This window comes from Streptomyces sp. SN-593, assembly GCF_016756395.1.
In the GTDB taxonomy this organism is placed as follows: domain Bacteria; phylum Actinomycetota; class Actinomycetes; order Streptomycetales; family Streptomycetaceae; genus Actinacidiphila; species Actinacidiphila reveromycinica.
In genome coordinates this window covers 7,280,759-7,301,157 of the sequence record NZ_AP018365.1, presented here as the reverse complement: position 1 = coordinate 7,301,157, position 20,399 = coordinate 7,280,759, and the positions used below count along the sequence as shown (strand labels likewise).

20 protein-coding genes and 1 pseudogene are annotated in these 20,399 nt (G+C 71.8%); 7 read left to right on the top strand and 14 right to left on the bottom strand.

What is annotated here, in order from left to right; genetic code table 11:
- Positions 1 to 155: 155 nt before the first annotated feature.
- The 5 genes from RVR_RS31290 to RVR_RS31270 all read right to left on the bottom strand — a co-directional run bounded on the left by RVR_RS31290 (position 156) and on the right by RVR_RS31270 (position 3,884).
- Positions 156 to 746, bottom strand: coding sequence for a malonic semialdehyde reductase (locus RVR_RS31290; protein WP_237405069.1), 591 nt, complete (start codon positions 744 to 746; stop codon positions 156 to 158).
- Positions 743 to 1,948 (bottom strand): beta-propeller fold lactonase family protein, encoded by a 1,206-nt coding sequence (locus tag RVR_RS31285; protein ID WP_202237260.1) that lies wholly within the window; start codon positions 1,946 to 1,948, stop codon positions 743 to 745. Before RVR_RS31285 ends, RVR_RS31290 begins: the two co-directional genes overlap by 4 nt.
- 41 nt (positions 1,949 to 1,989) lie before the next feature.
- Positions 1,990 to 2,850: an ABC transporter ATP-binding protein gene (locus tag RVR_RS31280; RefSeq protein ID WP_202237259.1), complete on the bottom strand. Its 861-nt coding sequence runs from the start codon at positions 2,848 to 2,850 to the stop codon at positions 1,990 to 1,992.
- Positions 2,851 to 3,003: 153 nt separating this feature from the next.
- The gene (locus RVR_RS31275; protein ID WP_202237258.1) at positions 3,004 to 3,423 is read right to left on the bottom strand and encodes a nuclear transport factor 2 family protein; all 420 of its coding nucleotides are present in this window, start codon (positions 3,421 to 3,423) and stop codon (positions 3,004 to 3,006) included.
- A 35-nt stretch (positions 3,424 to 3,458) separates the two neighbouring features.
- Positions 3,459 to 3,884, bottom strand: coding sequence for a nuclear transport factor 2 family protein (locus tag RVR_RS31270; protein ID WP_202237257.1), 426 nt, complete (start codon positions 3,882 to 3,884; stop codon positions 3,459 to 3,461).
- A 233-nt stretch (positions 3,885 to 4,117) separates the two neighbouring features.
- Here RVR_RS31270 and RVR_RS31265 point away from each other — a divergent pair, with 233 nt between their 5' ends.
- Complete coding sequence (locus tag RVR_RS31265) at positions 4,118 to 5,290, top strand: lactonase family protein (RefSeq protein WP_202237256.1); 1,173 nt, start codon at positions 4,118 to 4,120, stop codon at positions 5,288 to 5,290.
- A gap of 93 nt (positions 5,291 to 5,383) precedes the next feature.
- Here the strand turns inward: RVR_RS31265 and RVR_RS31260 are convergent, their stop codons facing one another.
- The 3 genes from RVR_RS31260 to RVR_RS31250 form a co-directional block, all read right to left on the bottom strand.
- On the bottom strand, positions 5,384 to 6,202 hold the full coding sequence (locus tag RVR_RS31260; protein ID WP_202237255.1) for an alpha/beta fold hydrolase: 819 nt from the start codon (positions 6,200 to 6,202) through the stop codon (positions 5,384 to 5,386).
- A 110-nt stretch (positions 6,203 to 6,312) separates the two neighbouring features.
- Positions 6,313 to 7,293, bottom strand: a complete 981-nt coding sequence (locus RVR_RS31255) for an ABC transporter substrate-binding protein (RefSeq protein ID WP_202237254.1) — start codon at positions 7,291 to 7,293, stop codon at positions 6,313 to 6,315.
- A gap of 150 nt (positions 7,294 to 7,443) precedes the next feature.
- Positions 7,444 to 7,881 carry a nuclear transport factor 2 family protein gene (locus tag RVR_RS31250; protein ID WP_202237253.1) on the bottom strand — a complete coding sequence of 146 codons (438 nt, stop codon included), beginning with the start codon at positions 7,879 to 7,881 and terminating at the stop codon, positions 7,444 to 7,446.
- 191 nt (positions 7,882 to 8,072) lie between these two features.
- Between RVR_RS31250 and RVR_RS31245 the strand changes: the two genes are divergently transcribed.
- The gene (locus tag RVR_RS31245) at positions 8,073 to 9,365 is read left to right on the top strand and encodes an MFS transporter (RefSeq protein WP_202237252.1); all 1,293 of its coding nucleotides are present in this window, start codon (positions 8,073 to 8,075) and stop codon (positions 9,363 to 9,365) included.
- On the opposite strand, the gene RVR_RS31240 is transcribed toward RVR_RS31245, so the two are convergent.
- From RVR_RS31240 to RVR_RS31230, 3 genes are all read right to left on the bottom strand, one after another.
- Positions 9,326 to 10,426 carry a Gfo/Idh/MocA family protein gene (locus RVR_RS31240; protein ID WP_202237251.1) on the bottom strand — a complete coding sequence of 367 codons (1,101 nt, stop codon included), beginning with the start codon at positions 10,424 to 10,426 and terminating at the stop codon, positions 9,326 to 9,328. The genes RVR_RS31245 and RVR_RS31240 overlap by 40 nt on opposite strands.
- An 85-nt stretch (positions 10,427 to 10,511) precedes the next feature.
- Entirely contained in the window at positions 10,512 to 11,282 is a 771-nt protein-coding gene (locus tag RVR_RS31235) for an ABC transporter permease (RefSeq protein ID WP_202237250.1), read from the bottom strand.
- A 214-nt stretch (positions 11,283 to 11,496) separates the two neighbouring features.
- The gene (locus RVR_RS31230) at positions 11,497 to 13,218 is read right to left on the bottom strand and encodes a UGSC family (seleno)protein (RefSeq protein ID WP_202237249.1); all 1,722 of its coding nucleotides are present in this window, start codon (positions 13,216 to 13,218) and stop codon (positions 11,497 to 11,499) included.
- A gap of 327 nt (positions 13,219 to 13,545) precedes the next feature.
- On the opposite strand from RVR_RS31230, the gene RVR_RS31225 reads away from it, so the two are divergent.
- The 4 genes from RVR_RS31225 (at position 13,546) to RVR_RS31210 (ending at position 17,153) form a co-directional block, all read left to right on the top strand.
- Positions 13,546 to 14,457, top strand: coding sequence for an NAD(P)/FAD-dependent oxidoreductase (locus tag RVR_RS31225; RefSeq protein WP_202237248.1), 912 nt, complete (start codon positions 13,546 to 13,548; stop codon positions 14,455 to 14,457).
- Between the two features lie 110 nt (positions 14,458 to 14,567).
- Positions 14,568 to 15,308 carry a 3-oxoacyl-ACP reductase FabG gene (fabG, locus tag RVR_RS31220; RefSeq protein WP_202237247.1) on the top strand — a complete coding sequence of 247 codons (741 nt, stop codon included), beginning with the start codon at positions 14,568 to 14,570 and terminating at the stop codon, positions 15,306 to 15,308.
- A gap of 133 nt (positions 15,309 to 15,441) precedes the next feature.
- Positions 15,442 to 16,656 (top strand): acetyl-CoA C-acetyltransferase, encoded by a 1,215-nt coding sequence (locus tag RVR_RS31215; protein ID WP_202237246.1) that lies wholly within the window; start codon positions 15,442 to 15,444, stop codon positions 16,654 to 16,656.
- On the top strand, positions 16,656 to 17,153 hold the full coding sequence (locus RVR_RS31210) for a MaoC family dehydratase (RefSeq protein WP_202237245.1): 498 nt from the start codon (positions 16,656 to 16,658) through the stop codon (positions 17,151 to 17,153). The genes RVR_RS31215 and RVR_RS31210 overlap by 1 nt, the downstream gene beginning before the upstream one ends.
- A 117-nt stretch (positions 17,154 to 17,270) precedes the next feature.
- On the opposite strand, the gene RVR_RS31205 is transcribed toward RVR_RS31210, so the two are convergent.
- Entirely contained in the window at positions 17,271 to 18,482 is a 1,212-nt protein-coding gene (locus tag RVR_RS31205; protein ID WP_202237244.1) for a lactonase family protein, read from the bottom strand.
- Positions 18,483 to 18,679: 197 nt separating this feature from the next.
- Between RVR_RS31205 and RVR_RS31200 the strand changes: the two genes are divergently transcribed.
- Complete coding sequence (locus tag RVR_RS31200) at positions 18,680 to 19,396, top strand: GntR family transcriptional regulator (protein ID WP_202237243.1); 717 nt, start codon at positions 18,680 to 18,682, stop codon at positions 19,394 to 19,396.
- Positions 19,397 to 19,408: 12 nt separating this feature from the next.
- Here RVR_RS31200 and RVR_RS31195 read toward each other — a convergent pair whose 3' ends face one another.
- Entirely contained in the window at positions 19,409 to 20,089 is a 681-nt protein-coding gene (locus RVR_RS31195) for a mycothiol-dependent nitroreductase Rv2466c family protein (protein ID WP_202237242.1), read from the bottom strand.
- A 160-nt stretch (positions 20,090 to 20,249) separates the two neighbouring features.
- Positions 20,250 to 20,399: pseudogene (locus tag RVR_RS31190) on the bottom strand (electron transfer flavoprotein subunit alpha/FixB family protein); the annotation flags it as partial.

The window sequence follows — 20,399 nt, the reverse complement described above, 5'->3', positions numbered from 1 at the left end:
GGCCGGATGATGGTTAAGCAATAATGGTGAACGATTTGGATTCTGTACCAGTCGGCCGCATCCGTCAACCGGCCCGTCGGACACCTTCCGCGCATCGCGAAACCGGCGCCCGGCGGATCACCGCCGGGCGCCTTTCCGCATTCGATACCCGCAGGTCAGGCCCAGTGGACGGCGTCCGCCTCCGGAACCCGCGGCTGCCGGTCCTGCCACGCGTCCGCCGCGGGGTGGCCGATGTTGACGGCGAGGATCGTGCGCCAGTTGCGGTCGCCGAAGAACTCCGCGTCGATGCCCGGGCCGTCGAAGCCGCCCATCGGGCCGGCGGCCAGGCCGACGGCCCGGACCGCCATGACGAAGTAGCCGGCCTGCAAGGTGGCGTTGAACCGCGCGTCCGCCTCGCCGAGCACCCGGTCGGCGGCGTAGCGCTCCTGTTTGGCGGAGGAGCCGGGCGCGATGAGGCCGAGCCGGGAGTGGAAGTCGAGGTCGGCGGCGAGCACCGCCGTGGCCGGGGCCGCCCGGACCTTCCTGGCGTTGCCCTTGCTCAGGTGCGGGACGAGCCGGTCCACGGCCTCCTCGCCCCGGACGAACAGGACGCGCAGCGGCTGGATGTTGCCGCCGGTGGGCCCCCAGCGGGTCAGCTCCCAGATCTCCCGCAGCTCGTCGTCGCCGACGGGGGTGTCGGTGAACGCCTTCGCGGTGCGGGCGGCGCGGAACAACTGCTTCCTGGCGTCCTCGGTCACGCCGGTCACCGGTCGACCACCCCGACCCATGCCAGGATCTCCGGGCCGACGTCGATCGGCACCACGCGGACGAGGGCGAGCGTGCCGTCCGCCGCGATCCGGAACACCCCGAGACCGGCCGGGACGTCCCGGACGCCGCCAGGTTCCCCGACCCGCATCGGCGCCATGTTGCCGGTGACCAGCACCCGCCCCGCCGGGTCCATGGTGATCGTGCGGGGGTGCAGTCCGCCGGAGTCGATCCGCTGCCGCAGCACCGGCTCGCCGGTGGCCTCGTCGAGGGCGAAGACCAGCACGGAGTTCTCGCCGCCCGGGAAGACCGGCACCGGGTCCGGCGACAGCCAGCTCGGCTGCTTCGGGTCGCGCACCCCGTCGTTGCGGTTGGCGATGTAGAGGAACTTCCCGTTCGGGTGCAGCCGCAGCGCCCCGCCGTCCTGGCGCGGCATGACGTGCTCGCGGTCCTGGAGCAGGTCGAGGGTCCACAGCGGCTCGGCGCCGATGTCCTCGCCGTCGACGGCGAGCACGGTCAGCATGTTCTGGCCCTCGAGTGAGAGGTACGCGGTGGGCAGCGTCGGGTGGAAGGCGACCTGGCGCGGGTTGAAGCCGGGCAGGCCGCTGTCCTCGGCGGGGGCGACGGAGTACAGGTTGGCCACGTGGCCGGCGTCGTAGGCGAGCACCTTCAGGGCGCCGGGCTTGTACTTGGGCGTGCCGTAGGGCTTCGACCCGCGGGCGGTGATGACCGCCCGCTCGCCGGAGGCGCACACCTGCACCTGGTGCGGCGAGCCGCCGTGGTCGAGGTCCGGCGGCATCGGCACCTGCGCGCCGATCGCGCCGTCGCCGGCCAGGGTGTGGACGGTCAGGCCCGGGGCGGAGCTGTACGCGGTGAGCAGGTGGGAGCTGCCGGCGTCGGTCGTGATGTCGATCGGCCGCGCCGGCAGCGGTGTCGGCTCACCGACGACGGTCAGTGCGCCGTCCGCGCCGACCCGTACGACGACCGCGTAGTAGGGGTCGCCGTCGGCGTCGGGCGAGCGGTCGGCGCAGGCGACGTACAGCAGGGGCAGTTCGGCATGCGGTCGGACGCACTGGACCCGCGAGGGCAGTTCCACCGAGCCGAGGTCGGTCAGCCGTGCGTCGGCGACGGTCAGGGCGTGCAGGGTGAGCCTTCGACCCACCGCCGTGCACAGCCGTACCGACGTGGGGACGTGGTCGGACAAGGGTTCCTCTCCTAGCGGTAGCGGCGACGGGTCGGTTCCCGTCAGCGGCCCTTGGCGCTCTTCTCGCCCTCGTGCCGCACGACCGCCCAGATCTCGGCCTCGATGTCGCGGTGCTTCTGCGTCTGCTTGAGCTCCAGCGGACGCGGCCGCTCGAAGGGGATGCGCCACTCCTGCACGATGCGCGCGGGCCGGGCGCTGAAGGCGATGACCCGGTCGGCCAGGTAGACGGCCTCGTCGATCTGGTGCGTGACGAACACGGCGGTCTTCTTCTGCTCGTCCCAGACCTTGAGCAGTTCGCCCTGCATCGTCTCGCGCGTCTGGGCGTCCAGACCGGAGAACGGCTCGTCGAGCAGCAGCACTTCGGGGTTGGAGGCGAGCGCGCGGGCGATGTTCACTCGCTGGCGCATCCCGCCGGAAAGCTGCGACGGGTAGAACTGCTCGAACCCGCGCAGGCCGGTGAGGGCGATCAGCTCCTCGGCGATCCGGTAGCGCTCGGCCTTGGGGCGCTTGGCGATCTCCAGGCCGTAGGCGACGTTGTCGATGATCGTGCGCCACGGCAGCAGGCTGGCGTCCTGGAAGACCACGGCCCGGTCGGGGGCCGGCCCGTGGGTCACCGTCCCGTTGACCGAGACGGTGCCGCCGGACAGCGGCACCAGACCGTCGATGGCCATCAGGAACGTGCTCTTGCCGGAGCCGCTGGGGCCCACGATGGCGACGAACTCCCCGTCGCGCAGTTCGAGGTCGACGTTGTCCACGGCGCGCACCGACTTGCCCTTGCGGACGTAGTCGACCGAGAGGCCCTTCGCACACAGCCGTGACGGCCTGGCGTCGGGCGCTCCGGAGGCGACGGGGTCGGATGTCGAGGAGGAATCGCCGACGGTCAGGCCGCCGTCACCAGTCATGTCATCACTCCGCTCGGCCTGCGACACCATGGTTTTCCGCATCGCTCTCGTGCCTTCCCGATGGTTTCCGCACTAGGGAAACGGTGTTGGTCCTGAGGTGGGGATGTGCCCGGGCGGCCGGTCCGCGCGGGGCGCCGGTCCGTCCCGGGCCGGTCAGTCTTCCGACGCCGGCAGCCGCCGGAACTCCCGTGACCTGATGAGCCACGCGTCGGCGGGCCTGCACACGTCGTAGGTCCGCTCGGACAGGCTCCGGATGCGGTAGCCCCCGCCGTCGACCGTCTCGATGAGCATGGAGGTGTGGCGTGCCCGCGCACCGTCCTCGGCGGGGTCGATCACGGCCTCGCCCATCCAGTGGACGCTGCGGCGCGCGGTCGCCTTGCGCCACCGCTCCTGCGAGTTGCGCAGGAGTTCCGCGTGGCCGCGCATCGTCTCGCCGCGGCCGTTCGAGCAGCGCCCGTCCTCGGTGAACAGCGCCGCCCAGTCCTCGGAGGCACCGGTGTCCTCCGCACGGCTCCAGCGTGCGAACAGTTCCCGGATCTCGAGCCGGTCGTCCGGCGTCAACGCGTCTGACATCCTGTGCGCTCCCCTTCTCCTTCGGTGCGTGCCCGTCAGGAGGCCTGGAGGACCTCGACCCGGCGGACGTGGAAGCGCCAGGCCCCGTCCTCGACGCGCAGCGTGTCCCGCTTCGCCTGCACGTTCACGATCGAGAACGTGCCGTCCTCCGACTTCTCCACGACCATCGCGTACGAGAACGCCTCGGCGCCCTCGGGCACCGGCTTGATCGTCACGTTGTTCACCCAGTGCACCCACCGGCGCACCTCCGGGCGCTTCCACCGCTCGGTGGCGAAGGCGGCCAGCGCCTCGCGGCCCACCGTCTCCTTGCCCGCCTTGCTGACGAACCGCCCGTCGGAGGTGAACAGCGCCGCCCACTCCTGCGCCGCGCCGGAGTCCTCGTACACGCTGTACTCCGCGAGCAGCTGGTGGATCGCCAACCGGTCCTCGGCGGTCAGCACGGTCGTCTCCAGGGTCCCCATCGCAAGCTCCTCGGCAGGTCCACGCGTCACCCCGCCGACCGGAACAGTCGACCGTTCGTAACGCCGTTGTCATCGGACGCTAGCTACAATCCCCCAGATTGGTCAACACTTTTGATGACAGAATCCGGGAAACAGTTCCGGCGTCGTCGGCGACAGGGCGTATATTGTTCATCTACTCTGTTCAGCAACACGGCGTCGCCGAGTGGCGCGCCGGCGGAGCTGAGCGAGGTCTCGTGCCTGACGTTCTCGCGGCCATCGGGCCGGACCTGCACCTGTGGACGCTGCGCACCGACGGGCCGGAACTGGCCCACCGGGGCGCCCTCACCATGCCCGCCCGGGTGCAGTACGGCTGGCCCCACGGGCGGTTGCCGATCGCCTACATCGCCTGCGCGGACCGCGGGCCCGGGTCCGCGGGACGGTACTTCCTGTGCGCGGTGCGCCGGGACCCCGACGGGCCGGTCCTGCTCCAGGAGCCCGTCCCGGTCCGGGACCGGCCGATCCACCTGACCGTGGACGCGGAGAACAGGCACCTGATCGTGGTCTACAACGAGCCGTCCGGCCTCACGGTCCACGCCCTGCTGCCCGACGGCACGCTGGCCCCGGGCGAGCCCTCCTCCCCCGACCTCGACCTCGGCGTCTACGCGCACCAGGCACGGGTCACGCCCGCCGGCGACCGGCTGATCGTGCCGAGCCGGGGCTGGGCGCAGGGGCCGGGCCGCGCCGCGGTGCCCGGACGGCTGAACGTGCTGTCCTACCGCGACGGGGTCGTCACACCCGAGCGGACCGTGGACCTGGCCGGCAAGGGCGGGGTGGAGCTGTTCAACCCGCGGCACGTGGACTTCCACCCGACCCGCCCGCTGCTGTTCGTCGCGCTCGAACCGCAGAACCAGCTCGTCACCCTGCGCCTGGACGAGGCCGGGGTGCACGACGAGCCGCTGGCCGTCACCCCGCTGCTGCCGCCCGGCGAGCCGGCGCCGCGCCAGCTCGCCGCCGCCCTCCACGTGCACCCGGAAGGGCGGCTGGTCTACGTGTCCAACCGCGCCGACGGGATCGAGGGCGGCGGCGAGCGGGGTCCCGGCTGGGTCACGCCCGAGGTGCCCCCGGTCTTCGCCGGCGGCCGGAACAGCATCAGCGTGCTGGGGATCGGCGGCCTCGGCGGCCGCACCGAGGTCCTGCGGGAGGTCGAGACGGGCGGCATCTTCCCCCGCACCTTCTCGGTGGACCCCACCGGACGCCTGCTGCTCGTGGCGAACATGAAGCCGATGGCGGTGCGCGAGGACGGCCGGCTGCGGACGGTCCCCGCCTCCCTGGCCGCGTTCCGGATCAGCGGGTCGGCGCTCGACCCCGCCGGGAGCTGGCCGATCGACGTCGGCCGCGAAACGATGGAGTGGATGGCCGTGCTCTGAGGCGTCGCGGACCCGCCGGCCGACCAGCCGTCGGCCCCCGGCCCCCGGCCCCCGGCCCTCAGCGGTCAGCCCTCAGCCCTCAGCCCTCAGCCGTCAGCGGCCCTCCGGCCGGCGCGCCCGGAGGTAGTCCAGCACGGCGGCGACGCAGTCCGCCGGCTTCGAGGCGGAGATCTGCCGGCCCTCGGTGCTGATCTCGATCTCGGTGAAGGCCGAGTCGGGGATGATCGACTGCCACCGGCGGATCTCCGGGATCGGCGTCTCGGCGTCGCTGTCGACGACCAGCGTGGGCGTGCCGATGCCCGGCAGCAGCGAGTACTCCTCGGTCTCCCACGCCATCCTCAGCACCTCGCCCATGACCCGCGGCGAGCAGTTGGTGTACAGGTCCACCCACCACTCGGTCATCGCCGGGTCGACGGCTCCGAGCCGCTCCTCCATGGTGTCGCGCGCCCAGCGCTCCAACCCCTCGCGGCCGCCGATCTCGCGCGGGAGCCGCTGCCCGTGGTCGTCCGGCCCGAACCGGATCGTCATGGGGGTGCAGACCAGGGACAGCGTGTGCAGCCGTTCGGGATGGCGCGTGGCGAAGTGCAGCCCGATCCGCCCGCCGAGCTTCGTGCCGACGAAGTGGACCTTGTCCAGGCCCATGCCGTCGAGGAAGGCCGCGAGGTCGTCGGCGTAGCGGTCCATCGACCACGGGTAGCCCTCGGGCGGGATGCTCGACCCGCCCCACCCACGCAGGTCCACCCGCACCACGCGGTACTCGGCGGCCAGCGGCGGAACCCACGCGTACCACTCGGCGATCGAGCCGCCGACGCCGTGCACCAGCAGGACGGTCTCCGGCGTGCGCCAGGGCTCGACGAAGCAGTCGTCCTCGTACCGCATGGTGAGCGTGTCGTCGATGGTGATGTCGGGCATGGTCGCGTCTCCTTCGCTTCGGGCCGGTCGCCCGGCCGGGAACCGGCTGTGGACGCGGCGCGAGGGCGGAGGCCGACCGCCTCCGCCCTCGCGCCGCGCGTGGTTGCGGATCAGGGTTTGGTGCCCGCGAACGAGGTGTCCGCGACGTCCTTCTCGGTGAGCCCCTTGACCTGCGGCACCAGCGCGGCGACCGCCGACAGCGTGCCCTGCACCGCGGGCAGGTTGATCGCGCAGGTCGACGACCAGGTGTAGGCGTTGGACTGCGGACCGGTCGCGATCGAGATGTCCTTCGCGCAACTGGCCGCGGTGGAGCCGGTCTTCTGGCAGGCGGCGACCGCGGCCTTCGGGTTGGCCCGGACCCAGTCGGCGGCCTGGCCCATCGCCGTGACGAACTTCTTGAGCGCGGCCCCCTGGGAGTCGATCAGGTCCTGCCGGGCGAAGATGGCGCCGGAGATGAGCTTCACCGGGCTCGCCGCGCCGGTGAGGATGATGCGGCTCTCCAGCTCGTCGGGGACCGTGGTCGTCGGCAGTTCGGTGGCGTCGATGCGGCCGGACTCCAGCGCTCCGATGCGGGCGGCGGTGCCGCCGAGCGCCAACTGCTTGATGTCGCCGCTCTTGATCCCGCTGTGGGACAGGACCGCCAGGTTGTAGATCTGGTCGCCGCCGCCGACGCTGGAGATGCCGATCGTCTTGCCCTTGAGCTGGGAGACGTCCGTGATCCCCTTACGCGCCACGATCACGTAGTTCTGGTCGGTGTACTCACCGATGATCTTGCCCGAGATGCTCTTCTTCGCGATGTCGCCGATCCACTCGGAGGCGTTGCCGATCACGACGTCCAGCGACTTGCTCGCGAGTTCGGCCGCGGTGGCGGTGTCACCGCCGGCGATGTCCGTCTCGCTGACGTCCAGGCCGTTCTTCTTGAAGAAGCCCTGCGCCTGGGCGGCGAAGAACGGGGTGGCGTCTTCGTTGCCCGGGCTGCTGCCGACCCTGATCTTGATCAGCCCGTTCGTCGTGGTGCCCCCGGAGGAACCCCCGGAACCGCCACCTCCACAGGCCGCCAGCGCCATGGCCATGGCGGCGGCAGCGGCCACCCACGCACCCGCACGCACCCGTGTGCGTGCCCGCGCACCCGGCACTCCCGGCTGAAGTCGCTGAAGATCCACGCGTTCTCTCCTTTGTTGCGGAACCGACTGGCTGCGCCGCTGGACCAGCGGCCCGAACATTCCCGGCGGCCGGCCGGCTCATCGCTGCGTCGGGACGATCGTGCGGCTGCTGAACAGCCACCGGCCGTCCTCGCGGCGAAGCTCGTCGACCTTGGACACCAGGTCCCGGATGGTGAACCCGTCCGCGTGCCGGAGCACGGACATCGCGGCGGACTCGGCACGGGCGCCGTCGGAGGTCGCCTCGACGGTGACATTACCGACCAAGTGCACGATGTCCCGAGCTGCCGGCTTCTCCCAGCGCTTCCTCGCGTGCCGGGCGAGCTCCTCGCGGCCGGCCACCGAGACGCCCTTGCTGTTGGTGAACCGGCCGTCCTCGGTGAAGAGGGCGGCCAGGTCGTCGGCCTGCCCGGAGTCCTCGGCGACGGTGTACTTCGCGATCAGCTCGTGGATCGCGGCCCGGTCCTCGGCCGGCAAGGACACGGCTTCGGAGCCCTCGGGGCGACTCGGTGATCCCATCGTGACGACCTTCCTGCTGGTTGGTGTCCGGTGCCGTCGAGCGCTTCCCGACCTGCTACGACCTGTCACCGCGACCGGCCCGAACGTTAGGATGCTGTACAACATTAGTCAATGGCTTTGTCCACGACATCACTCAACGATTTACGTGAACGATCTGAGATCCGGCACTCGCCGGGAGAGGACGCCGAACCGTGCCCCGGCCCGCGCCCGGCGCTCCGTTGCTGAGCGCCACCTTCTCCTCACTGCGCACGCGCAACTACCGGCTCTTCTTCTTCGGCCAGCTCGTCTCCATGAGCGGCACGTGGATGCAGACGGTCGCCCAGTCGCTGCTGGTGCTCAGCCTCAGCCACTCCGGCTCGGTGCTCGGCCTGACCGTCGCCGCGCGGTTCGGCCCGCTGTTCCTGCTGGGTCCGCAGGGCGGGGTGATCGCCGACCGCATGGACAAGCAGCGCGTGCTGTACGTGACACAGTTCCTGTCCGGGGTCCTGGCCTGCGCGTTCGGCGTCATCACCCAACTCGGCGCGATGCACGTCTGGATCATCTACGTGCTCGCGGTGCTGCTCGGGCTGGTCGAGGTCTTCGACACTCCCGTGCGGCAGTCCTTCATTCCCGAGCTGGTCTCGGACGGCCAGATCGGCAACGCGGTCTCGCTCAACTCCGTCTCGGGCAACCTCGCCCGCGTGCTGGGCGCGGCGGCCGGCGGGGCGGCCGCCGGCGCCCTGGGCCTCACCCTGTGCTTCTACCTCAACGCGGTCTCCTTCGCGGCCGTGCTGGCCACGCTGGCGATGATGGACAAGTCCGCCATCCGCGGCCGGCCGCCGCGGCCGCGCGCCAAGGGCGAGCTGCGCGCCGGGCTGCGCTACGTCCGCCGGAGCCCGGACCTGCTGGTCCCGCTGGTGATGCTCACCGTGGCGGGCACCCTCGCCTGGGAGTTCCAGGTGACGGTTCCGCTCATCGCCACGGACACGTTCGGCGGCGGCGCGTCCACCTACGGGATCATGACCGCCGCGATGGGGGTCGGTGCGATCGTCGGCGGGCTCACCGCGGCGACCCGCAGGCCGACCGGCTCGCGGACCCGACTGCCGTACGCGGCCATCGGCTGGGGGCTGGCGATCGACTTCGCCGCGCTGGCGCCGACCCGGGCGGTCGAGTACGTCGCGCTCGCCTTTGTCGGCTACGGCGCCATCACGTTCAACTCGATGGCCAAGACCACGTTGCAGCTCGCGGCGGCTCCCGAGATGCGCGGACGGGTGATGGCCCTGTGGGCGCTCGGCTGGCAGGGATCGACGCCGATCGGCGCGCCCCTCGTGGGTCGGGTGGGCGCGGCGTTCGGCGCACGGTTCTCCCTGCTGGCCGGCGGCGTGCCCTGCCTGCTGATGGGGATCGCCGTGCTGGCGGCCGTCGCACCGTCACGGCGGGCGCGACGGGAACGACGGGCGCACCTTCAGCCCAGGGTGACGACGGCGCCGGAGGCCGAGGACTGACGGATCGCGTCCAGCAGCCGGTGCAGCGTCACCGCGACGGCGAAGTCGGGCGCCGCGCCCTCCTCGCCCCGGATCGAGCGGGCGAACTCGTGGTACGCCACGCCCACTCCGTAGGGCTGGATCGTCTCGGTGACCCGCGGCACCGTCACGTACTGCGCCGGGACCTCCAGCGGCTTCAGCGCGTTCGTGCCCAGGGCCACGCGCAGGACCGGGTCGCTGTTCTGCGGGTGGTAGTCGCCCTGGATCGTCAGCGTCCCCTTGCGGCCGTAGACCTCGATCCGGAAGCCCTCGCCGGCGAACGGCACCATGCTGGCGTACGAGGAGAACGTCGCACCGCCCGTGAGGGTGCCGGTGACGATGACGGTGTCCGGCGCGTCGACGTCGACGTACTCGTCGGCGTCGATGGAGTGCCACTGCTTGACCTGGGTCGTGGTCTGCGCGCTGAGCGTGCGGACCGCGCCGCCGAGCAGGAAGACCACGGTGTCCAGGGTGTGCCCGTTGGTCACCGTGAGCGTGTTGGCCCCGGTGTCGGCGGCGGCCGACCAGGCGAAGTCGGTCCGCTTGGCCAGCGCCCCCGACGTCACGGTGCTCGCCCGGCAGGACAGCACCTCGCCGATGTGGCCGTCCGCGATCAGGTCGCGCACGTACCGGTAGGCGGGGTGCACCCGGGCCTGGAGGCCGACGGCCGTGACGATGCCGCGTTCGGCGGCGAGTTCGGCGAGCTCGACCGCCTCCTCGGTGGTCCGGCCGAGCGGCCACTCGGTGTAGACCGGCTTGCCGGCCAGCAGCGCGTCCTTCGCGACCTGGTGGTGGGAGGGGACCCGTACCACCACCGACACCGCCTCGATGTCCTCACGCGCGAGCATCTCGCGGTAGTCGTCGAACGCGAGCTCCGCCCCGAACTTCCGGGCGGACTCCTCCGCGCTCTCCCGGCGCGTGGTGCAGACCGCCGCCAGTTCGACGTCCTCGCTCGCCGCGATCGCCGGCAGGTGCGCGCGGGCCGCCCAGCCGTGGGGCCGGCTGCTGGCTCCGATGACGCCGATCCTGACCTTGCCACTCATCACGCGTTCCTCTCCCGCGCGGGCCCGGCGACTCGACGAGTCGACGGGCCCGCACTGTGTGTGTCGTGCTGTTCCGCGGCTCCGCTCACGCCTTCCACCGCTGCATCCGGCCCTCGAACCATCCGGCGGCCTGGGTCAGCACGATGCCGAGGAGCGTCAGGATGATCACCGTGGCGTACATGACCGGCATGTTGAAGCCGCCCTGTGCGTTGATCAGGATGTTGCCGAGGCCGGACTGCGAGCCGAAGATCTCACCGGTCACCACGCCGATCACGGCACGGCCGACCGACAGCCGCAGGCCGGTCATGAAGAACGGGATCACCGACGGCGCCACGATCGTGCGGATGATCTGCAGGTCGGAGGCGCCGCAGCTCTTGGACAGCCGCATCAGACTCTGGTCGACGTTCTGCACGCCCGATGCGGTGTTCATGAGCATGACGACGATGCAGCTCAGCAGCACCACCACGATCTTGGGCGTCATGCCGATGCCGAAGATCAGGATCAGCAGCGGGATGACGGCCAGGTGCGGCATGCAGTTCAGGGCGACGACGATCGGTTTGAGGAACTCGTCGAACCACTTGTACCAGCCCGTCAGGATGCCGAGCCCCGCACCCACGACGATCGAGATGCCCAGCCCCAGGGCGAACTCCTCGGCCGACACCTTGAGGTCGGTCGGGAAGGTACCGCTGGCCACCACCGTCTTCATGGCCTTGGCCACGACCCACGGGCCGGGCAGGAACGTCGTGTTGACCAGCTTCGCGTGGTACTCGACCTCCCAGCCCACGATGACCAGGACGAGTGAGGACAACCCCAGCAGGATCGGCCGCACCCGCTTCCAGGTCATCCTGGGCGGCACGCGGCTCTCCCGAGGCTGCTCGGTGGCCGTCGCGGTGGCCTTCGCCGGTGATCGCGTCAGACTTGCTCCAGGCCGCACTGGGCTACCTCTCGCTCAGATGAGGACCTACCGCCGGGGCGGCAAATCGTTCAACAAAATTGACCCCCCAAGATGGTGATGAACGTAACCCTGGGCTCTCGCGGGTGTCAACAGCCTGGCGGCAGCCTCCGTGCTCTCACCTCCCGAGGTTCGCCTCCCAGTCCGCCGGCAGCGCGATCTTCTTGGCGGTGGGGTAGCCGTGGCTCTGGTTCTGCACGAAGCCCTTGCTCTGGTTGCGGCCCGGGTCACCGCTGAGCACGATGCCGATCCCCTCGGGCTTGACGAACACCGGCACCAGGCGGTCGGGGTCGTCGGACTCGACGTAGGCCGAGGAGACCATCCCCTCCGCGTGGAGCTGGCGCAGGTCGTACTCGGTGTACCCCAGCTCCCACGCGTGCCGGTTGAGGGTGCTGACCTTGATCCTGGTGTGGTCGAAGAGGTACTGCTGGACGTCGCGCTTCGACAGCCCGTTGCGCGCGATGATCTTGGCCACCCCGGGGCTCATGATCAGCAGCGGGAAGTTCTTCCCCTTCTTGATCCCGGTGTGCGCCCAGCCCGCGCAGGTGCCGCCGAAGATCTCGACCAGGGTGTCGAGGTGCTCCTTGGCGGTGTCGCCGGCGGTGTAGATCGGGATGGTCGACGCCATGACGCTCTGCACCGTCACCACGTTGTCCTCACGGGAGAAGCCGAACGTCTCCGCGTGCGAGGTCCATCCGACCTCGGTCACGGCGTCCTCGTTCTCCGCCAGGACGACGTTCATGCCCAGGCCGATGGAGGCCTTGTCGCTGTCGTCCGGCGAGAAGCGCAGCCCCACGATGTTGCGCATGAACATCCGGGCGAAGCGGCCGATGCTGGTGTTGGCCTGCCGGCCGACGCGCATCACCGCGGTCTCGTAGTTGAAGTCGAGCTGCTTCACGATCGGGCCGCTGACCACGACGAGGGGTTCGAGCCCCGGCGTGGCGCCGAAGTCGCGCGCGTAGAAGTTCGGTTCGGCCATGGCCTCGACGATGCCGATGAGGATCGGCAGGTACTCCGGACGGCAGCCCGACATGACGCCGTTGACGGCGACGCTCCAGACGGTCGCCTCGCGGTTCTCCGGCTGGATGACCCCCAGCACCTCGGCGGGGTCGCGGTCGGTGAAGCGCAGGAACGCCTCGACGCGGTCGAGGGTGGGCGGCACGATCGGCAGGCCGTCGGACCACTGGTTCTTCAGGAAGTACTCGTTCACCTCGTCGAACGTGCCGGTGAACACGATCGAGCCGGGCTCGGGCTCGACCACCGGAGCGGCGGTGGTCACCGTGCGGGTGAGCTGCTCCACGATGTTGGGGACCAGCACGTCGATGGTGTTGCGCCGCAGCTCCTCGTCGCTCTGGTTCATGATGACGCCGGGGAACTCCGAGATGCAGAGGTCGGCCATCCCCTCCATGCGCGCCACGGTGCCGGCCTGCCGCAGGAACGACGTCGCGACGATCGTCGTGCTCGGCACGCCCGCCTTCTCGGCGACCATGCTCGCGCGGACGACCGCGGGGGTACAGGTTCCGCAACTGCCGACGCCGGTGATGACCGCGTCGACGCCGTACTCCTTCAGCTTGTCGGGAAGCACCGGAAGGGTGTCCTTCCCGTGGCGCGGGCCGTGGATGTTGCCGAACTCGTCGGGCCCGACGAACGTGATGCCGGGATAGCGCTCGCTGAGCACCTCCTCCACGATGGGGCGCATCTCGTTGTGCCGGAACCCGTAGTGCGACAGGTGTCCGATCGTCGCCTTCGACAGGTCCGATATGCGCGGCTTCGCCTCGATCTCCTTCACGGTCGAGGAGGCGAGCGGCCACGTGACCTCGTACACCGGTTCGTTCATCATCTGCCCCATTCTCCGCAGGGAGCGTCCCGCTCCGATCACCTGCATTGGTGAACAATCGAAACGTAGCAAGATGCTTGACTGTCGTCAAGCATCTTGTGGAGCAGGCACAACCGCTCCGCCCAGCCGCGCGCCCGCCGCCGCGACCGCGACCAGGGCGGCGGGCCGGCCGGGGGGTTGACCCCGTCACGCGGCCCAACTAGGGTCCAATATTGAGCATCGAAATCGTTCACCACTTGGGTCCCGCCGTGGCGGACCGGCTCCTTCCGACGTCCCGGCGCCCCGCCCAGGGCCGACCTGGATCGCCAACTCACGGATGAGGAAACAGAGATGGACTACGACGTCGTCATCGCCGGTGCGGGGCTGGCCGGCCTCACCGCCGGCCTCACCACGGCGCGCTTCGGGCTCAGGACGCTGGTGGTCGAGCAGCTCGCCCCCGGCGGCCAGGTGATGAACATCGAACGCATCGAGAACTTCCCCGGCTTCCCCGACGGCGTCTCCGGCGCCGAACTCGGCCCGCTGGTCCAGCAGCAGGCGGAGGACGCGGGCGCGGAGTTCACCATGGACACCATCACCGCGCTGGAGCGCACCGGCGAGGAGTTCGCGGTGGTCGGCGAGAGCGGATCCCACCGCACCCGCGCCGTGGTCATCGCCACCGGGTCGTCCCGGCGCACGCTGGGCGTGCCCGGCGAGGCGGAGTTCTTCGGCCGCGGGGTCGCCCAGTGCGCCGCGTGCGACGGCTACTTCTTCGCGGGCAAGCGGGTCCTGGTGGTGGGCGGCGGCGACTCGGCGCTCGACGAGGCGCGGGTCCTCCTGGACAACGGAGTGCGGCAGGTGCTGCTGGCCCACCGCGGGGAGCGCTTCAGCGCCCAGGGCGTCATCCGCGACCGGATCGCGTCCCTCGACGCCGTCGAGACGGCCTTCGGGACGGAGCTGACCGGCATCAAGGGCGACAAGCAGGTCGCCGAGGTCGTGCTGCGCCAGGGCGGCCAGGAGCGGACCGAGGCCGTCGACGGCGTCTTCGTCTACGCCGGACTCCAGCCCAACAGCGAGTGGGTCCGCGCACTGGTGGACGTGGACGCGGCCGGACACGTCGTCGTGGACCCGTTCCTGGCGGCCTCGGTGCCCGGCGTCTACGCCGCGGGCGACATCCGCCAGCACTCGGTGGCCCACCTCGCGGCCTGCGCGGGCGACGGGGCGACGGCGGGGGTCGGCGTCGCCCGCCACCTGGGCGCCCGCTGACCCGGTCCCGCCGCCGGCACCGAAGGGCACACGCGGGAGACCGCCCGGCCCTCCCGCGCCCCCCGTCCGGGGCGCGCGGTCCGTACGAACAACGAGGAAGAAAGCATCCCATGACGCTGCTTCAAGGCCGGACCGCCGTCATCACCGGCGGCGCCCAGGGCATCGGGTTCGCCATCGCGGAGACCTTCGTCAAGGAGGGCGCCCGGGTCGTCATCGGCGACCTCGACCTCGCCGCCGCGCAGGCGGCGGCCGAGAAGCTCGGCGGACCGGACACGGCGCGGGCGGTGCGCTGCGACGTCACCGACACGGCGCAGACGAACGCGCTGGTGGACGCCGCGGTCGAGGTCTTCGGCTCCCTCGACGTGATGGTCAACAACGCGGGCATCACCCGGGACGCGACCATGCGCAAGATGACCGAGGAGCAGTTCGACCAGGTCATCGCGGTGCACCTGCGGGGTGCCTGGAACGGCACCCGCAAGGCGGCCGCCGTCATGCGCGAGCAGAAGCGCGGCGCGATCGTGAACATCTCCTCGCTGTCGGGCAAGGTCGGCATGATCGGCCAGACCAACTACTCCGCCGCCAAGGCCGGCATCGTGGGCCTGTCCAAGGCCGCCGCCAAGGAGGTCGCCCACCACGGGGTACGGGTCAACGTCATCCAGCCGGGGCTGATCCGCTCGGCGATGACCGAGGCCATGCCCCAGCACGCGTGGGACCACAAGATGACGGAGATCCCGATGCAGCGGGCGGGAGAGGTCCACGAGGTCGCCGGGGTCGCGCTGTTCCTCGCCTCGGACCTGTCGTCGTACATGACCGGCACGGTGCTGGAGGTGACGGGCGGCCGGCTGATGTAGGGCCGGGCCGCCAGGCCCTCCCCGGCGGCGCCGGCCTCCCCCGACGGCCCCGCCCTTCCCCGGCGCCCGGCCTTCCCGGCGGCCCGCCCTGCCCGACGGCTCCCGTTCCCGACCGCGCGAAAGGCGCCTCCCCATGCGTGAAGCAGTCATCTGCGAACCCGTTCGCACCCCCATCGGCCGGTTCGGCGGCGCGCTGAGGCCGCTCGGCGCCGCCGAACTCGGCGCGGCCGCCCTGAAGGGCCTGCTCGGCCGTACCGGGCTGGACCCGGCCGCGATCGACGACGTGATCCTCGGCCACTGCTTCCCCAGCAGCGAGGCGCCGGCAATCGGCCGCGTCGTCGCGCTCGACGCGGGACTGCCCGTCGAGGTGCCCGGCCTCCAGGTGGACCGCCGCTGCGGCTCCGGCCTGCAAGCCGTCCTCCAAGCCGCGATGCAGGTCCAGTGCGGCGCCGGGGACCTGCTGGTGGCCGGCGGGACGGAGTCCATGAGCAACGCCCCCTTCTACAGCGACCGCATGCGGTGGGGCGCCGGCGGCGCCGGGGTGATGCTGCACGACGGCCTGGCCCGCGGCCGGGTCACCGCCGGCGGCCGCGACCACCCGGTGCCCGGCGGCATGCTGGAGACGGCGGAGAACCTGCGCCGGGAGTACGGGATCGGCCGCGAGGAGCAGGACCGGCTGGCGCTCGCCTCCCACCGGCGGGCCGTCGCCGCGCAGCGCTCCGGGGTGTTCGCCGAGGAGATCATCCCGGTGACGGTGCCCGGCCGGAAGGGCGCGACGGTCGTGGACACCGACGAGCACCCACGCGCGGACACCTCCCTGGAGGCGCTGGCCCGGTTGCGGCCGGTGATGTCCGGCCAGGACCCCGAGGCGACCGTCACCGCGGGCAACTCCAGCGGGCAGAACGACGCCGCCGCGGTGTGCGTGGTCACCCATCCCGCGCGTGCGGCCGAGTTGGGCCTGCGGCCTCTGGTGCGGCTGGTGTCGTGGGCCGTGGCCGGGGTGCCGCCGCGGACCATGGGCATCGGCCCGGTCCCGGCGACCGCGGCGGCGCTGGACCGGGCCGGCCTGAAGCTGGCCGACATCGACCTGATCGAGCTGAACGAGGCGTTCGCGGCGCAGGCACTGGCCTGCACCCGCGCCTGGGGCCTGGCGGAGGCCGACTTCGCGCGGGTGAACGTGCACGGCTCGGGTATCTCGCTCGGCCATCCGGTCGGCGCGACGGGCGCCCGCATCCTGGCCACGCTGGCACGGGAGATGGACCGGCGGGGCGCGCGGTACGGCCTGGAGACCATGTGCATCGGCGGCGGGCAGGGCCTGGCGGCGGTCTTCGAGCGGGTGGGTGCCTGATGCCGCGGATCTTCCACGACCTCGACGAGATCGAGGCGGCCCTGGACCAGGAGATGGGCCCCACGGACTGGCTCACCGTCGACCAGCCCAGGATCGACGCGTTCGCCGACGCGACCGGCGACCACCAGTGGATCCACGTGGACACCGCGCGGGCCGCGGCCGGGCCGTACGGCGGCACGATCGCGCACGGGTACCTGACGCTGTCGCTGATCCCCGGTTTCGGCGAGCGGCTCTTCACGCTCGCGGCCGGGTCCGGGCGGGTCAACTACGGCGTGAACCGGGCGCGTTTCCCCGCACCGGTGCCGTCCGGCTCGCGGGTCCGGGCCGTCGCCCGTTTCGTCGACCTGCGCCGGACGCCCGCCGGGGCCGCCCTGACGGTGCGCTACACCCTCGGGATCGACAAGGGCGCCAAGCCGGCGTGCGTCGCGGAGACCGTCACGCTGATCCTCCCCGCCCGGGACACGACCTTCCCCGAGACAGGCCGCCGGCCCACCTGATACCGGCTGGCGGTTCTGCCCGACGGCACGGTGCGGAGTGCCGCCGGGGGCCGTGCGGCTCCGCCACGCGCGGGGCGGAGCCGCACGGGTTCACCCGTTCCGGCGCGACGCCGGCGCTCACCCGGTTCCGCGCGACGCCGATACCGCCGATGCCGCCGATGCCTCCTGAACCGCCTGGGCCGGCACCATCTGGAGGCAGACCGGCACCGGAGTGGCGACGACCTGACCGGTGGGCTCCGGTACGCCGTTGCCGGGGTCCACGCGGAAGGTCACGACGTTCCCGGACGCCTGGTGGCCGACGTACAGGTGCCGGCCGTCGGGGTCGAGCACGAGGCTGCGCGGGATCTCCCCGCCGGTGGCGGTGCGTCCGCCCGGCAGGAGGCGGCCGGTGCCCGGGTCGATCAGGAAGGTGACCAGGCTGTCCGGGCCGCGCTCGGGCGGCTCGCCGCTGGAGCCGTGGCTGCGCGTGGTGACGTACAGGAACCGGCCGGTCGGGTGCACGGCGATCCCGCTCGCGGAGCGGTAGCCGGTCGTGCCCTCCGGGAGGACCGGCGCGGTCTGCGTCGCGCGCAGCCCCCCGTGCTCCGGCTCCCAGGCGAACACCGTGACGGTGGCGGCCATCTCGTTGACCAGGTAGACCACCGGCGCGGTCGGGTGGAAGACCGTGTGCCGGGGTCCGGAGCCGGGCGGCAGGCACGCACCGCCGTCCGGGAGCGCGGACAGCCTGCCGCGGTCGGCGTCCAGTCCGTAGACCTCCAGCCGGTCCGTGCCGAGGTCGGCGACCAGGACGAACCGGTTGGCGGGGTCGAGGGTCACCGAGTGCGCGTGCGGTGAGGTCTGGCGCCGGGGGTGGACGCTGGAACCGCGGTGCCGCCGCACGTCGCAGGCCGGTCCGGGCCGGCCGTCGTCGCCGAGCGGGAGCAGGTGGACCGTGCCGCCGTGGAAGGTCGCAACGATCAGGTGGCGGCCGGTGGCGTCCACCACGCCGTGGCAGGGCGACGGTTCGCCGAGCGGGACGGTGCCGAGCGCGGTCAGCCGGCCGGTGCGGGGGTCGGCCGCGAAGGCGCTGACCCCGCCGCCGGGGTGCCCTTCGAAGTCGCGCACCTCGTTCATGGCGTACAGGAAGCGGCCGCCGGGGTGCACCGCCAGCCAGCCGGGGCGCGGCGTCGGTACGCTGCCGGCGGGCCGGAGGTCGCCGGTCCGCGGGTCCACCCGCAGCGCGTAGACGCCGAACGCCGTGTCGACCGGGTCGCGGTGGTAGGCCCGGGGGAAGGTGCCCACGTACAGATGGGCCGGGCGGGGGTCGGGTACGGCGGCCGCGGAGGTCACGGGCGTCCTTTCGGATCGGGGCGCGGACCCGGGGCCGGGTCCGGGCGGGGGGTCCGCGCCGGGAACCGGCAAGCGGAACAAAGAGTGTCCAATCTTGTTCTACAATCGGAGCGAACGACTCTCCTGGGCCCGCTGGAGCCGCGATCCGGCCCGCCGGAGAGCCCGCAGCCAGACGACATACGGAAGTGGACGCATCGATGCCCTCCCCGGTCAGCTCCGCCCAGGACGCCGAGCCCACCGCCGAGCGGTCCCGTTCTCGCGACACCGCGAAGATCGAGACGGCCTACCGGCAGTTGAAGCACGACATCACCTCGGGGGTGTACAGCCCCAACGAGCGCCTCGTCGAAGCACCGCTGGCCCAGACGCTCGGTATCAGCCGCAACACGCTGCGCGCGGTGCTGGCCCGGCTGGAGTCCGACGGCCTGGTCGTCCTGGAGCCGAACCGCGGGGGACGCGTGCGCGCCTTCAGCCTGGAGGACGCCCGTGACATCCTCCAGGTCCGCGAGGTGCTCGAAGGCCTCGTCGCCGGACTGGCCGCCGAGCGGGCCACCCCCGAGCAGCGCACCAGGCTGCGCGAGGTGGTCGAGGCGACCGAGCAGGCGCTGAAGGAGGACGACCTCATGCGGTACACCTCCCTCAACCGCGAGTTCCACTCGCTCGTCATCGAGGCGGCCGACAGCCCGCGGGCGGCGACCATGCTCGACTCGCTGCTCTTCCCGCTGGTGAAGTTCCAGTTCCAGGCGGTGATGGTGCCCGGCCGCAAGGCCAACTCGCTCAAGGAGCACCGCGCGGTCCTCCTCGCCATCGAGGCGGGCGACACCGCCAAGGCCGAGCGCGTCGCCAGGGCGCACATCAAGCAGGTGGACGCCACCCTGGACCGTTTCGGCCCGGAGACGGGCAAGCCCACCGACTGATCCGCGCGTCCGTCACGGGGCCCGCAGGTCCTCGGGCAGAAGGGGCAGCACGGACGTGGAGTGGTCGGTCAGCGGGTCCCGCCGGGGCCGGCGCCAGGTGCGGCGCGCGGACAGCTCGAAGAACTCGGGCAGGGACGCGGCCAGGACGAGCAGGTCCCACAGGCGGTCGGCCCGCTCGCCCTCCGGGCCCGGACCGAGCACGGGTCCGTAGAACCCGCGCTCGCCCTCCGCGGTCCGCACCACCAGGACCGGCGAGGACTCACCGTCCCCGACGTACTCCGCGGCCTCGTGGTGCGCGGCCACCACGAGTTCGTCCAGCGCGGGGTCGTCGACGGCGTCGAGGTAGGCCGGCGCGTACGCCGCGACCATCTCGCGCACCAGGTCGGGGTGGTGCGGCCGGGTGTCCTCGTGGGTGGCCCAGCCGTACGCCGCGTAGAGGCGTCCGACCAGGTCGTCGGCGCCGTCGCGGTGCGCGGCCTCGACCACCCGCAGGAACACCTTCGAGGCGGCCGGGTACCCGCGCTTCTTCCCGGGCACCTCCTCGGCCGCGGTTCCGAACCACCGGTCCGCGGCCCGCCACCGCACCGGCACGTCGTGCTTGCGCGCCTGCGGCTCCAGCCAGCGCGAGGCCCGCCACCCCGTGGCGCACGTGGGGTCGAAGTACAGGGTGGCGCCGAGGACGGGGACGGTCATGGCCGGGCCTTTCACGAAGCGGGCTGCTGCGGGCGTTCCGGGTCGAGAGGGCGTCGGCCCACCCACCGGCGGCCGGACGACGCCCTGCCTGGCATCATTGTAGAACGATTTTGCCGCATAACAAAGATGAACCATAGCGGTGCTAGGAAAGGCGGCCGGTTCAGCCCTTGCGTGCCTTGACCTCCTCGGTGAGTTGGGGGACGACGTTGAACAGGTCGCCGACGACGCCGTAGTCGACGAGGTCGAAGATCGGCGCCTCGGCGTCCTTGTTCACCGCGACGATCGTCTTGGACGTCTGCATCCCGGCCCG

Bases quoted from the DNA above. Each gene is read 5' to 3' on its own strand.
- RVR_RS31280 (WP_202237259.1), bottom strand. From the start codon at position 2,850: ATGACTGGTGACGGCGGCCTGACCGTCGGCGATTCCTCCTCGACATCC.
- RVR_RS31275 (WP_202237258.1), bottom strand. From the start codon at position 3,423: ATGTCAGACGCGTTGACGCCGGACGACCGGCTCGAGATCCGGGAACTG.
- RVR_RS31270 (WP_202237257.1), bottom strand. From the start codon at position 3,884: ATGGGGACCCTGGAGACGACCGTGCTGACCGCCGAGGACCGGTTGGCG.
- RVR_RS31260 (WP_202237255.1), bottom strand. From the start codon at position 6,202: ATGCCCGACATCACCATCGACGACACGCTCACCATGCGGTACGAGGAC.
- RVR_RS31250 (WP_202237253.1), bottom strand. From the start codon at position 7,881: ATGGGATCACCGAGTCGCCCCGAGGGCTCCGAAGCCGTGTCCTTGCCG.
- RVR_RS31240 (WP_202237251.1), bottom strand. From the start codon at position 10,426: ATGAGTGGCAAGGTCAGGATCGGCGTCATCGGAGCCAGCAGCCGGCCC.
- RVR_RS31230 (WP_202237249.1), bottom strand. From the start codon at position 13,218: ATGATGAACGAACCGGTGTACGAGGTCACGTGGCCGCTCGCCTCCTCG.
- RVR_RS31225 (WP_202237248.1), top strand. From the start codon at position 13,546: ATGGACTACGACGTCGTCATCGCCGGTGCGGGGCTGGCCGGCCTCACC.
- fabG (WP_202237247.1), top strand. From the start codon at position 14,568: ATGACGCTGCTTCAAGGCCGGACCGCCGTCATCACCGGCGGCGCCCAG.
- RVR_RS31215 (WP_202237246.1), top strand. From the start codon at position 15,442: ATGCGTGAAGCAGTCATCTGCGAACCCGTTCGCACCCCCATCGGCCGG.
- RVR_RS31210 (WP_202237245.1), top strand. From the start codon at position 16,656: ATGCCGCGGATCTTCCACGACCTCGACGAGATCGAGGCGGCCCTGGAC.
- RVR_RS31200 (WP_202237243.1), top strand. From the start codon at position 18,680: ATGCCCTCCCCGGTCAGCTCCGCCCAGGACGCCGAGCCCACCGCCGAG.
- RVR_RS31195 (WP_202237242.1), bottom strand. From the start codon at position 20,089: ATGACCGTCCCCGTCCTCGGCGCCACCCTGTACTTCGACCCCACGTGC.